Annotated in this window: 13 protein-coding genes, 3 tRNA genes and 1 riboswitch; of the genes, 1 reads left to right on the forward strand and 15 read right to left on the reverse strand. The window is 33.9% G+C overall.

The genetic code is table 11. The features are described 5' to 3' along the window. The 13 genes from flgL to THEBR_RS09130 all read right to left on the reverse strand — a co-directional run bounded on the left by flgL (position 1) and on the right by THEBR_RS09130 (position 9,933). Positions 1–894, reverse strand: a complete 894-nt coding sequence (flgL, locus tag THEBR_RS09070) for a flagellar hook-associated protein FlgL (protein ID WP_009051751.1) — start codon at positions 892–894, stop codon at positions 1–3. Between the two features lie 16 nt (positions 895–910). Beyond that, a complete protein-coding gene (gene flgK / locus THEBR_RS09075) occupies positions 911–2,353 on the reverse strand; it encodes a flagellar hook-associated protein FlgK (RefSeq protein ID WP_009051752.1) in 1,443 nt (480 codons plus the stop codon). 10 nt (positions 2,354–2,363) lie between these two features. Continuing rightward, positions 2,364–2,840 carry a flagellar protein FlgN gene (locus THEBR_RS09080; RefSeq protein ID WP_003866888.1) on the reverse strand — a complete coding sequence of 159 codons (477 nt, stop codon included), beginning with the start codon at positions 2,838–2,840 and terminating at the stop codon, positions 2,364–2,366. 16 nt (positions 2,841–2,856) lie between these two features. Then, positions 2,857–3,132, reverse strand: coding sequence for a flagellar biosynthesis anti-sigma factor FlgM (locus THEBR_RS09085; RefSeq protein ID WP_009051753.1), 276 nt, complete (start codon positions 3,130–3,132; stop codon positions 2,857–2,859). Between the two features lie 61 nt (positions 3,133–3,193). Beyond that, complete coding sequence (locus tag THEBR_RS09090; RefSeq protein WP_003866890.1) at positions 3,194–3,610, reverse strand: TIGR03826 family flagellar region protein; 417 nt, start codon at positions 3,608–3,610, stop codon at positions 3,194–3,196. Between the two features lie 38 nt (positions 3,611–3,648). Continuing rightward, on the reverse strand, positions 3,649–4,338 hold the full coding sequence (locus tag THEBR_RS09095) for a ComF family protein (RefSeq protein ID WP_009051754.1): 690 nt from the start codon (positions 4,336–4,338) through the stop codon (positions 3,649–3,651). 126 nt (positions 4,339–4,464) lie between these two features. Continuing rightward, positions 4,465–6,672: an SF1B family DNA helicase RecD2 gene (gene recD2 / locus THEBR_RS09100; RefSeq protein ID WP_012269598.1), complete on the reverse strand. Its 2,208-nt coding sequence runs from the start codon at positions 6,670–6,672 to the stop codon at positions 4,465–4,467. A 199-nt stretch (positions 6,673–6,871) separates the two neighbouring features. Further along, positions 6,872–8,059, reverse strand: a complete 1,188-nt coding sequence (gene metK / locus THEBR_RS09105) for a methionine adenosyltransferase (protein WP_003869273.1) — start codon at positions 8,057–8,059, stop codon at positions 6,872–6,874. Between the two features lie 57 nt (positions 8,060–8,116). Beyond that, a riboswitch (SAM riboswitch) is annotated at positions 8,117–8,221 on the reverse strand. A gap of 112 nt (positions 8,222–8,333) precedes the next feature. Then, entirely contained in the window at positions 8,334–8,837 is a 504-nt protein-coding gene (locus THEBR_RS09110; RefSeq protein WP_009051757.1) for a rubrerythrin family protein, read from the reverse strand. A 136-nt stretch (positions 8,838–8,973) separates the two neighbouring features. After that, positions 8,974–9,059 (reverse strand) — tRNA-Tyr (locus THEBR_RS09115). A 21-nt stretch (positions 9,060–9,080) separates the two neighbouring features. Next, positions 9,081–9,156, reverse strand: a tRNA-Val gene (locus THEBR_RS09120). A gap of 4 nt (positions 9,157–9,160) precedes the next feature. After that, positions 9,161–9,236 (reverse strand) — tRNA-Pro (locus THEBR_RS09125). A 157-nt stretch (positions 9,237–9,393) separates the two neighbouring features. Continuing rightward, the gene (locus THEBR_RS09130) at positions 9,394–9,933 is read right to left on the reverse strand and encodes a hypothetical protein (RefSeq protein ID WP_003866896.1); all 540 of its coding nucleotides are present in this window, start codon (positions 9,931–9,933) and stop codon (positions 9,394–9,396) included. Between the two features lie 95 nt (positions 9,934–10,028). Here THEBR_RS09130 and yyaC point away from each other — a divergent pair, with 95 nt between their 5' ends. Next, positions 10,029–10,541, forward strand: coding sequence for a spore protease YyaC (gene yyaC / locus THEBR_RS09135; RefSeq protein WP_009051758.1), 513 nt, complete (start codon positions 10,029–10,031; stop codon positions 10,539–10,541). Positions 10,542–10,545: 4 nt separating this feature from the next. Here the strand turns inward: yyaC and THEBR_RS09140 are convergent, their stop codons facing one another. Both THEBR_RS09140 and THEBR_RS09145 read right to left on the reverse strand, forming a co-directional pair. Next, positions 10,546–12,000: a Gmad2 immunoglobulin-like domain-containing protein gene (locus THEBR_RS09140; RefSeq protein WP_003866897.1), complete on the reverse strand. Its 1,455-nt coding sequence runs from the start codon at positions 11,998–12,000 to the stop codon at positions 10,546–10,548. Between the two features lie 97 nt (positions 12,001–12,097). Further along, a complete protein-coding gene (locus tag THEBR_RS09145) occupies positions 12,098–13,498 on the reverse strand; it encodes a sensor histidine kinase (protein ID WP_003866898.1) in 1,401 nt (466 codons plus the stop codon). Between the last annotated feature and the right edge of the window lie 10 nt (positions 13,499–13,508).

The following is a 13,508-nucleotide window of genomic DNA, read 5'->3' on the forward strand; positions in this document are numbered from 1 at the left end:
TCACCTTAAAAAGTCTATAAGACTAGGTTGCATAATACGAGCTCCCGCAGCTAGTGATGCTCTATACACATTTTCATCCATTTTGAGATTTGTAATAACTTGTGCCAAATCTGCATCCTCACTTTTTGAAAGAAGCGCTGTGAAATTGTAGTTATCATCTTGGAGCCTATTTTGTATAAGGTCAATTCTGTTTGATTTTGCACCTACTTCTGCTCTTACTGCCAATACATTTTCCATCTGTTTATCCACATCAACTATTAAATTGCTTACAGCCTGATGGTCTCCTGAGTCTAAAGCGCTTTTTAGATTATCCATCATAACAAGAAGTTGAGAAGTTCCTGTCAAATCTACATCAAAAACTTTATCTCCCGGTACATTTACAGCTATTTTATTTCCCCCTGCTCCTACTTCAAACTCTATTAGGCCATTATCACCATTATAAGAATTGTTATCCTCACTGAAAGGCTGTGTGGTTGTTTTAAAGCCTGCAAATATATACCTTCCATTGTATTGGGTATTCCCTACTTGTATCATTTGCGCTTTTAACTGCTCTATCTCGTTAGCCATTTTTTGCATATCAGCCTGCGTCAAAGTTCCATTCGCACCCTGGACGGCTAATTCTCTTGTTCGCTGCAATAGGTCACCCAATTGATTTAAAGCAGAATCAGTAATGTCTAACCACGATTTTGCATAATCAGCATTTTTGGTATAAGCGTCGTTTCTTGCCATATCTGTCCTAATCCGCAAGCTGGTAGCTACGGCAACTGGATCATCAGAAGGCCTTGATATTTTTTTGCCTGTAGATAACATGTTTTGATTTTTTTGTAATTTTTCAAGGTTATTGTGGTAATTGTTCAAAAAATTTGTCACAAGCATACCATCAGTAACTCTCACTTTTTACACCCGCCTTTTATCTTCCTACAATACCCATTCTATTTATAAGAGTATCTAAAAGTTCATCAATGGCTGTTATCACTCTTGCAGAAGCAGCATAGGATTTTTGATACTTTAACATGTTTGTCATCTCTTCGTCTAAAGATACACCAGATACCGATTGTCTGTTTAAATCAATTTGTTTTACCATGAATTCCTGATTTTTTTGCATTAAATTTGCTTGCTGTGCATCCACTCCAAGATTTGATATTAAAGACCTTGCAAAGTCATCAAATGTGGCTCCATTCAGCACTGCATTGCCTTGATCCCTTAAAGCAATAAGCTTTAATGCATTTGTGTTATCGCCCGGAAGAGTAGCCGTACTTGATGCAGCAGCTATTTTCTCAAGTCCATCTGCTGCAAGAATATCTGAACTTACTTTAATTAACTTCGCATATTGAACTGTGGAATCATATGGAGTAGTAAAATCAGTGAAAAGCGGAATTCCTGTAGAACCGTCAAGGCCATAACCTGCTTTATGTACTTCATTTATCGCTTGTGCTATACTATATGCTAATTTATTCCATTCATTTATATAATAGGGTACTCCTTTTATCCCGTTGGTGCCATCTCCATCTCTCATATCGAGTAAGCCTTTTAATATACCACTTGAAGGGTTTACAGGTGCCCCTGTTAAATCCCATACCACAGCACCTGTATTATTTAGACTCATCGTAAATGCAGTTGACCCATCTACCAAAGCTTGTCCCGCTATATCGATTCTGAAATTTCTATTGGAGTCTTCATATGTAGTGATATTGACAAGTTTAGAAAGTTGATCAACAAGAAGATTTCTCTGGTCTCTTAAGTCATTTGCTGTTTGTCCGGTAAGTTCAAATCTATATATTTCATTATTTAATTTACTTATTCTCTCAGCATAAGAATTTATCTCTGCAATTCTACTTTGTATGGTAGAATTTAATTCATTCAATTTATCATAAAGGTGCTGATATACAGTATTAAAAGTATCAGCAAGAGCAATAGCTCTTTCTCTAACTTCTGCTCTTACCGTCAAACTTTCTGGATTCTTGGATAACTCTTGAAGGGAATTAAAAAAGTCATTAAGCACTGTGTTTATTCCGCTATCCGAAGGTTCGTTAAATATATCCTCAACAGCAGCTAAAACTTGCGCTTTTGTTTCCCATTCACCCAAAAATTTATTTTCCCTTCTGAATTGGTTGTCTAAAAATTGGTCGCGGATTTGCCTTATATCCTGTATTTTTACGCCTTCTCCTATGGCTTTTCCCCATTGGTCATACATACCAAAAGTAGTGGGTGGTGCAATTGAGGCCATATCTACTACTTGACGAGTATACCCAGGGGTATTAGCATTAGCAATATTGTGTCCAGTAACATCCAAAGCCTTTTGGCTTACAAACAATCCTGTCTTTGCTATTTCTAATCCTTGAAAAGTAGACATCTTCATCCCCCTATGCCTTTTTGTCAATTAGGCTGGTGTATTTTTTTATATTGCCATTATTCCCATAAACACCATCATCACTTTCTAAGGCACTTGATATTGTTTGAATAGAATAATTTACATATTCTAACGCTTGTTCAATTAAAGCAGCATTTAATTTGTTTCTTTCTTCAAGTTCTTTTAAAATATTAGTCAGATTATATTTGATATCTTTTAGGTTTTCTGCTTCTTCTGAAGAAATTGATTCTATCAAGTCGGTTATTGTCATTTTGCCTTCTATATCAATCTTCTCCAATATATCCTCTCTTTGTTCTTCTAATTCCATTAGTTTTTTTATAAGTTGCTTCTCTATTTGCACTATTTCATCTAATTCTTTTATTTTTCCCGCAATTATAATATCAGTTTTTTTTATCGCTAAGTCTAATAAAACTTTGTAAATTTCTGTTTCTCCCCTTAATACATCTACAAGCTTTTGGCTATTAGCCATTGCCAGCACACCCTTTTTAAATTTTTTTATTCAACAATATTCCCTTAAGAATAGCATCCGCCACATCTTCAGCTTTTACATTGTAAGTCCCAGCACTCAGCATTGCCTTTATGTTTTCAATCTTTTGATTCTTTATCTTTTCAAATTCATTTGAACTTTGTGCAAGTTTAATTGCTTCTTCTGATATCTCAACTTTATCCTTTATCTCCGCTTTCTTGCTAGCAACTTTTTCTACTGCATCTACTCGATAAACTGACATTATTTTTTCAATGTTGTTGTTATAAATTTTCATTTTTAACACCCCCGTACTACTACTAATATCGACTTAATAATTTAAAAGTTTAATATAAAAATCATTTTTTCTTTTTTTGATTCTCATAAACGTACAGTCTTTCTCCTGTTTGTTTTTCTTCTTCTTTGTCATCGGATTGAATCGAATAGCCTTTCATTAATTCCTTAGCTAATTTGGTTTTGCACTCGTCACAAAACCTACCTGTAAGTATTGGTTTACCACATCTTTCGCACCTAAGACCTATATTGACGTTATTAGAGGTTAAAATAAGCCTGCCTTCCTTTAAAAAATCCATTATTTTCTTTGTAGAAACCTGTGTATTTTGAGATATTTCCAGCATGGTAGCCGAGGGATGTGTATCTAAATAATCCCTCACTTTCATAAAATCTTCTTCATCCTGTCTATAGCACACTGGACATAGGTCAATTCCTGTGTACGTGTAAAGCCTTCCGCACCTTTTACAATTTCTTATTTCCATTTCCTTTCATCCCCCTTTTTGATACTTCAAACACCCCATTACATATTTTTACCCGTTGCTATGGTAGCCACATATACATCTTTTGCCCCATTTTCTTTTAAGACTTTGGCACACTCGTCCAAAGTAGCACCTGTTGTCAACACGTCGTCTACCAGTAACACATTTTTCCCAACAATAGTATCTTTGTAAGTCACTTTAAAAGCACCCTTTACGTTTTCTATCCTCTCTTCTTTGTGCAAAGCAGTCTGGGTTGTTGTATTTCTCACTCTTCTTAAAGCCTTAGACATAAAAATATTCAATCGATAAGAAAGTTCTCTTGCTAAAAGTTCTGACTGATTGTAACCTCTTTCGTCAAGTCTAATTTTGTGAAGAGGAACAGGTACTATGACATCTATAGGCCAGTTCATTTTTTTAACTGCATCAGCCATATAGTCTGCAAAAAAAGGTGCCAATTCTCTCTCTTTGAAATATTTGAACCGCCCTATTAAGTCTTTTACAACACCATCGTATTCAAAAGGACTTATATTTTGTTTAAATTCATGACCATGTTCTAAACAATCAGGACATGTTCCTTCATAGTCTATTGGTTTACCACAAATACTACACCTATTACCCTCAATAAATTTTAATGTGCTTTTGCATTTGTCGCATAAATACCCTGTTTTTATAACAGTTTTACAAATAATGCAGGTTGTTTTTGGTGGAAATAAAAGGTCTAAAAAAATCATCTTTATTGCCCCTTATTGCAATTCACTTTTCTTTTATATTTTATATCGGCATTATTAAATTAAAATTAATTAAAAAATTATCATTTTACAGTAAATTTTCCTCTATTTTGTGTAAAATCGTAATATTTAGTTTACATACAAAAGTGCTTTTTTAAGCCTTGAAAGAAGCCCTGAATATCTTTTTGAGATTCTATTGTTGTCAATCATAAATTTCAAATATTTCTCTTGACCTACCAAAATAACCAATTTCTTCGCCCTTGTAACGGCAGTGTACAAAAGGTTTCTTGTTAATAGCATAGGGGGTCCATAAGTAATTGGCATTATGACAACAGGAAATTCACTGCCTTGGCTTTTGTGTACTGTTATAGCATAAGACAAATTTAGTTCATTCAAGTCAGAAAAGTCATAAGTGACAAATTTTTCGTCGTCAAAATATACAGTCAATTCCTGTAATTCTTCGTCTATTGATTGAATTATTCCTATATCTCCGTTAAACACTCCTTCTCCTTCTTCATCGCCTTTTTTCCATTTTATCTTGTAGTTATTTTTTATTTGCATCACTTTATCCCCCACCCTGAAGACAAACTCCTTCATTATTTTTTCGGCTTTAGTTTTGTCGTGGGGATTTAATGCTTTTTGCAGCTCTAAATTTAAATTGTGAACACCAATTATCCCTTTTCTCATAGGGGTGAGTACTTGAATATCATTAATAGGATGAAATCCATAAGCTTTAGGAAGTCTGTTTGTCACAAGCTCCAATATGGTTTTTAATATATCCTCTTGGGTGTTAGCATTTATAAAAAAGAAATCACTATTTTTATCGTTATAGGTTGGATATTCTCCATTATTTATCTTGTGAGCATTTACTACTATCAAACTTTGCTTTTGCTGTCTAAAAATTTCTTTTAAACGTATCACTTTTACTATTCCACTGTCTATTATATCTCTTAGGACATTTCCGGCTCCAACAGATGGAAGCTGATCAGCATCCCCTACTAAAATCAGTTTTGCCCCTATAGGTAGGGCTTTTAATAAAGCATTCATAAGCAATATATCTACCATTGAAGCTTCGTCAACTATTATAACGTCGTATTTTAATGGATCTTTTTCATTTTTGTTAAAGCCCTTCCCTTCTTCCTCCGAATAAGTATATTCTAAAAGCCTATGAATAGTCTTCGCCTCTTTTCCAGTAGCTTCCGTTATCCTTTTTGCGGCTCTTCCTGTTGGGGCTGCAAGAGCCACTTTTTTACCAGCTTTTTCAAAAATACGTATTATACAATTTATTATTGTAGTCTTTCCTGTGCCTGGTCCTCCCGTTATGACAACAACAGAATTTTTAACAGCTTCTTCAACAGCCAATTTTTGATTTTCTGCTAACAAAATACCTGTTTCTTTTTCAAAATTTTTAATTTCTTTTTGGACATCTATGCCTAAATCTTCATTTTCCATTAGTGTCATGTTAAACAATCTCTCTGCTGTGTGTAATTCAGCTATATAGTAAGGTATATAGTAAATTCCTACAGTATCATCTTCAAAAGTTTCAATATGTATTTTTTCATTTTGTACTAAAAGCACAAAAGAATCCTCTACTTCTTCTTCGCTCACTTCTAACAAACTTGCTGCTTCTTTTTTTAACAATTCTTTCGGCACATAGGTGTGACCATTTGCCGCATACTGCATCAAAACATATCGAGTACCAGAAGATATGCGATATAGAGAATGAGGGTCAACTCCTAGGCTCTCTGCTATTTTGTCTGCAGTTTTAAATCCTATTCCAAATATATCGTCAGCCAATCTGTAAGGGTTTTGCTTAATAATTTCAATCGCGTTGTTTCCGTATTCTTTATAAATCTTTATAGCCATTGCAGTGGAAATACCGTACCCCTGCAAAAACACCATCACTTCTTTTATGCCCTTTTGCATTTCATAAGCTTCACAAATTCTTTTTATCTTCTCATCGCTTAGACCTTTTATTTCTTTTAATCTTTCTGGTGCAGTTTCAATTATATTTAAAGAATCAACGCCAAACTTTTTTACAATTTTTCTTGCTGTAACAGGACCTATTCCAGGAATTAAGCCAGAAGATAAAAACTTTTCTATTCCTTCTAAAGTGGTGGGAGCCAAGGTTTCATAATTTAAAACCCTAATTTGCTCACCATAATCAGGATGTTCTACCCATTCTCCTTCAATTTTAATTCTTTCCCCAATGTTTACATAAGGCATATAACCTACAGCAGTGACTACTAAACCTTGGGTACTTAATTCTAAAACCGTATAACCATTTTGTTCATTTCTAAAAATTATTTCTTCAACTACACCCTCTATGTCAATCATAGCCGATTCTCCTGTTTTAATTCTTTTCTTTATTTAATTTTACCTTATATTTAAAGCAAATTAAAGCCAATTCATTTCTTTTTTTCAATTTTTGTGGTATAATTAAGGTAGCGAAGCGTTTACAAAACATAAATTCTATGGCATTTAAAAAAGATATATAAAAAATGCCATAAGCCCGGGTTTACCCGGGCTTTCAAATTTATATTCCTGCCAACTTTTTTAATATATCTACTTTGTCTGTTTTCTCCCATGGGAGGTCTAAGTCGTGTCTTCCAAAGTGGCCATAAGCTGCAACTTGTCTATAAATAGGTCTTCTTAAATCTAAATCCCTAATTATAGCTGCAGGTCTTAAATCAAAAACTTGTTTTACAATTTCCGAAATCTTTTCATCTGATATTTTACCTGTGCCAAAAGTATCAATACCTATTTCAAGAGGTGTAGCAACACCTATCGCATAAGCTAATTGCACTTCACACTTCTTAGCAAGTCCTGCTGCCACAATATTTTTTGCCACATATCTTGCAGCATAACTTGCGGATCTATCAACTTTTGTAGGGTCTTTACCAGAAAAAGCTCCGCCCCCGTGCCTTGCATATCCGCCATAGGTGTCTACAATAATTTTTCTTCCTGTAAGTCCGCTATCACCTTGAGGTCCACCAATTACAAACCTTCCTGTGGGATTTACAAAAATTTTAGTCTTATCATCTATCATATTTTCAGGAATTATAGGTTTTATTACATGTTCAATAATATCTCTTTCAATAGTATCGTGATCAATCTCAGGTGCATGTTGAGCTGATACTACAACAGAATCTACCCTCACAGGCTTATCATCTTCATACTCTACTGTTACTTGTGTTTTACCATCTGGTCTTAAATAGCTTAATGTCCCGTTCTTTCTAACTTCCGCCAGTCTTCTTGCAAGCTTGTGAGCTAGCATTATAGGCATAGGCATTAATTCTTCTGTTTCATCGCAAGCAAAACCAAACATTAAACCCTGGTCTCCAGCGCCAATAGCCTCAATTTCCGAATCTGAAAGTTCTCCTCTTTTAGCTTCTAATGCCTTGTCCACACCGAGGGCAATATCCGGTGATTGCTCATCAATAGAAGTGATAACCGCACAAGTATCAGCGTCAAAACCGAATTTTGCTCTAGTATAGCCAATTTCTTCTACTACTTTCCTTACAACTTTCGGAATATCTACATAGCACTGAGTAGTAATTTCTCCCATTACTAAAACCAAACCGGTAGTTACAGCAGTCTCACAAGCAACTCTGGCATAGGGATCTTTTTTCAAAATTTCATCTAATATTGCGTCAGAAATCTGATCACAAATTTTATCAGGATGCCCCTCTGTGACTGATTCAGATGTAAACAGTCTACGCATTTTTTCTATTCCTCCTTAAAAACAAAATAAAACCCCTTCCAAAAGAAGAGGCACATACCCTCATCTTTCAGAAGCATGCTTCTGAGAGAATTAGCACCTTGTCCTATAGGACAGGTTGCTGGGTTTCATCGGGCTCTTTCCCTCCACCTCTCTTGATAAGAGCATGTTATTAAATTTTCTGATGTCTACTATAGCACACTTTATCTACTATGTCAAATATTTTTGCATCAAAAAAAGAGCATGCCAAAACATGCTCTTTTTTGAAAAATTATATTTAAAATACTACAAATTTTTCTCCAGGAACTCCACATACAGGACATTTTTCTGGCAATACATCAACAGAGGTATATCCACAAACGGGACATATGTAAACTTTTGATATCTTTATGTCTTCTCCTTTTAATGCTGCTTCTTTTGCTTCAGTGTACAATTTTGCATGTATTTTTTCAGCCTCAATAGCATAATGTATGCTTTTTTTAGCTCCAGATTCCTCTTGAAGTTCTGCAACAGCATTATAAGCAGGATACATCTCTTCTACTTCAAAGGTTTCCCCTTCTATAGCTTTTTCAAGATTTTCTACTGTATTTCCAACTTCTCCAAGAGTTTTGTAATGATTTGTGGCATGTACCAATTCAGCATAGGAAATAGCCCTGAAAAGTCTTGCAATATTAGGTTTGCCTTCTTTTTCAGCTACATCAGCAAAAATTTGATATCTCATGTGAGCTTGACTCTCTCCAGCATAGGCTTCACTAAGATTATGTCTCGTCATTTCTCTCATAAAAGATTCCTCCCTAATTAAATTTTTATTAATAAATAATAATTTTCTCTTTCAAATAATATTATACTACACTTTTTTACCATGTCAAGACATTTGAAGGAGAAAAATAAAAAAGACCTTACGGTCTTTTTTTCAATGGTGGAGGGAGATGGATTCGAACCATCGAAGGCGACAGCCAACAGATTTACAGTCTGCCCCCTTTGGCCACTTGGGTATCCCTCCACAATATTTAATTTTTGAAAATGGTGGTCGCAATAGGACTCGAACCTATGACCCCCTGCTTGTAAGGCAGGTGCTCTCCCAGCTGAGCTATACGACCACAATGGTCGGGATGGAGGGACTTGAACCCCCGACCCCATGCTCCCAAAGCACGTGCGCTACCAACTGCGCCACATCCCGACATCAGTGACGAAATAAATTATAATAGAAAAAATGAAATTTCACAATAGGCATAAAAGCTTAAAAATGGCCGTTTTATTGATTTATCGCTTGCAATCTTTAAATTTTTTAAGAATACGTCATATTTTAAAGTGTCTGCACAAAATACCACATAAGGTCATTTCGCGGCAAAATATTTATTTGCTATTTCTACAAGATAATTTATCTCTTCGGAAGAAAGTTTATTTTTCAATATGTTTAATAATCTTTCATTATCTTCCTTTGTTAATCCTTTCTCTGCCATCTTCATAATCTTATCCATATCCTCTTTCCCTAACTTCTGTAAAATTTCCATTACCTTTGCCTTCTGAGAAGCTTCCATTTTATCTTGTATTTCCAATATTTCTTCTACAGTAATCACTTTTTCTTTTTTATCTTTTTCATTTTCTTGTGTTGTAGTTTTATCTACATTTTGCTCAAGAGCTTGGCTTGAATATTTTTCTTCTTCTCTTGAAATTTTTGTAGTCTTAGACTCATTATATTTTTCTACATTTTCTATTTCCCTATCCCACATCTGTTTCCCTGCGGGATATACTTCATCAAAAGTTTTAATTTCCTCCTTATTCTTATGTTCTTTAAAATATGTTTTTAACATAAACATAGTAGTAGCTGACAAAAATACCGCGATTAGAATTATGTAAACTGTATATTTTTTCATTTTTGAAAACCTCCCATTATTTTAACTGTACACATTTATTATTCCTTCCCTTAATTTTTTAATTCAGTTTATTATTAAAAAGGGAGGCTTCAATTATGGAAGAATTAAGGCTTAAATATGATGATGATAACGCCGTTTATTTCATAGCTAATTTTTTAAATTCCTATTTAAGCCCTAATTCAGTTTTTTTATGTATTGGTACAGATAAATTTATAAGCGACTCCTTAGGTCCTATCGTAGGAAATCTGTTAACAAAATCACTTCCACCAACTTACTTTGTTTACGGTACCTTAAAGAGGCCAATTCACGCTATAAACTTAGAAGAAAATATAAAATACATAAAAAAGAAGCATCCTAATAGTAAAATTATAGCTATAGATGCTTCTTTGGGAGACAAAGAAAGTATAGGAAAAATCTCAATAAAAAAAGCCCCACTGTACCCTGGAAAAGGGGTGGGGAAAATGCTTCCTCCTGTTGGAGATATTTCAATAGTAGGCATTGTCGATGTATATGACTCATTGCCATTAAATTCAATTAGATTAGGCTTTGTTTTTGATATTGCAGAAACAATAGCAGAAGGAATTTATTTAGCTTTGAAACATTCATAATTTTTTATTTTAATTTTAAAGGTATAGAAACTAAATTTTGTATAGAACCATCTTTAGGGCTTAAAGAGAAAACTTGAAGAATCCCATTTTGCGGCTCTTTTAAAGGCTTATAGGAAATTATAGCTTCGAAATCCCCCCAAGAAGGAGCAGCGTCAGTTGCTTGGACAAAACTCTCATTTAAAATATTGCCATTGCTACCAATTAGCCTTATATTTACCCCTCCTTCAAATACTCTTGCCTTTCCTATTACTTTGAAGGGGCTTGAAACCACATCATTTTTGGCTGGAGCCATTACTTTTATATTAAGCTCATAAGAAATGCTACTGTTATCTGAAACAATTATCGCTCTTGCTTCCTTGTCTTTCGTAAGTATTATACCTAATTCGTCTCCTACTTTTATTTCCGAAAAGCTGATATCCCTTTCAGCATATTTAATTCCCCCTTCAGGGTCATAACTAACCTTTGCCATGAAGTGGATAATAGCATTCGGTAGTACTTTTATATCTGGTCCCGCTTCATTTCTTAAATCCTGAGCATCCTGGTATTCCCTCTCAATAGTAATAATTCTATTTGCATAATCAATAGCCTTTACTTTTCCATAAATAAAGGATTCACCTTTTAAAGGATCTGTCTCAGGTATTGGAGTGAACTCAGCCGATACATTGCTAATAACCCATATATAATTATCTCCTTCTCCAAGAGGTTGAATTAATTTTATGCTATATACTTTATTGTCATGTACTGCTTCTATATCAGCTGTCCCATCACTTTTCTTTTTTAATGTCAGCTCATTTTGACTTCCTAAACCTATTACACCTCCCTCTTTTCTAAGAAGTTGAATAGGGTCAAAACGCCATGTTTCTTTCCCTAAATCTGCTCTTTCTTGTAATTTCTTTATCCTCTCTGGGTTATTGTATACATCGCCTACTAATATCATTCTTTTTAAAGGATCTAAACCTATTTTGTATTTTCCTATTGCATCTACCTTGTTCCCTTCTATTAAAATTTGAACATTGTTTACACTAGGAATATCTGTTAATACATTTACAAGAGCAGCAACCTTTAGTTTGTCTATCTGCTCATTGTCACTCTCTTGAAGAAATTCTTTAGACAAGTTTACAAAAACTGTCCCTTCTTGCATATCTATAGAAAGCAGTTTTGTTCCAATTGGAAACACCGGTTTTGCATATTCATCCGTAGGTCCTTTAATCATTTCAAGTATTACTTGCTTCAAAACATCTGCATCTTTGGGAATAAATCTTCTTTCTAAAATTAAGCCATTCATTTTATCATTTAAAAAATAAAGTGAAATTTCTTTAGACATATCTTGAGACATACCTTGACTTAAAGGCCTAGGATTTATAGGCGGATTATCATCCTTGTTGCTAAAATCTTGAGCGCACCCCGACACCATCAAAACAAATAGCAAACTCACAATTAATAATAGAATCTTTTTCACCCTTCCCCCTCCTTTCATTATTTTTTCTTTAATTTAATAATACTACTTTTTCAATATCCAAATAATTAAATAAGCATAAAAAAATTATTAAAAAAAATTAATCCTTTTTCTTTTTAGGCAAAGTAATTCTAAATACAGTTCCTTCTCCCACTTTACTTTCCACTGTGACTTTACCTTCATGAATATCTATTATCTCCTTAGCAATAGCGAGTCCTAAGCCAAAACCACCACTTTTTTTAGACCTTGCAGTATCTCCCCTTGTAAATCGGTCAAATATCTTGGGAAGAGTTTCTTCACTTATACCCATACCATTATCCGCTATCGTAAGGTAAATATTGTTTTCATCTTCTTCTAAACCTACTATCACATTCCCTCCATCATGAGTGTATTTTATTCCATTTTCTACTATGTTATAGACCATCCTATAAAACCTGTCGGGATCAACTTCTGCAAAAACATTATTTTCTCCTTTAAATTCAAGGTTTATCTCTTTCGTTTTTGCAAGAGGGAGAAGACTTTCTATTACATCTAATATAATCTCGCTAATCTCACTTTTCCTAACTTTTACTGCTTTAATCTTATCCATTCTCGCTAATTCTAACAAGTCATTTACCAACCTTGTCATCCTATTCAGCTCTCCGTCCACATCCTTTAATATTTCTTTATAAAATTTTATATCTTGATTTTTGCTATTTATGAGAGATTCTATCAACGCTTTTACTGATGCCAGAGGAGTTTTTAGTTCATGAGAAGCATCTGAAACAAATCTTTTCCGCTCTTCATCTATTTTCATTAAACTGAAACTCATCTTATTAAAAGCATTAGCCAATTTTCCAATTTCATCATTGCTTTTTACCTCAACTTTGTAGTCCAATTTCCCTTGAGATAAAATATTTGTTGCTTCTGTTAATCGTTTTAAAGGATTAGTAATGTAAGAAGCCACTAAAAGGCTTAAAAGGCTTACCAAAAATCCAATACCTGTAAAAGTATATATCATGCGATATTTTATAGAGTTTAAAAGATCTATTATATTATCTATAGAAGAAGATATAAGTATTGCTCCTACTACATTGTTTTTTGCTATAACGGGAACTGCAGTATACATCGCCCAACCTACACCATTTATATCATGAATACTTGTAGAACCCTTGCCATTTAAAGCCTCTTTTATATCGCTGTAATCCTTTATTACTTTTCCTTCAAATTCCTTTGAGGAAGCAGAATCTACCAATACTCTTCCATTTATATTAGTGAAAAGTATTCTTGAATTTATTTGTTTTGCATACTCCATTATAGTGGGCTCAATCAAATAAGAAGAAGTAGTACCTACAAATCTTGATACAAAATTAGATACCATATTGGCTTGCATTAAATTATTGACTCTGACATTGTCTAAATAGCTTCTTTCAATATAACGGTAAAGATAAAGCCCAGTTAATGCCAATGAAATTATTAAAATTATTAAATATAAAGAAAAGATTTTCCACCTTAAACTCATTTTATCACCT

Origin of the sequence: Thermoanaerobacter brockii subsp. finnii Ako-1, assembly GCF_000175295.2 — a bacterium.
Classification (GTDB): Bacteria; Bacillota; Thermoanaerobacteria; order Thermoanaerobacterales; family Thermoanaerobacteraceae; genus Thermoanaerobacter; species Thermoanaerobacter pseudethanolicus.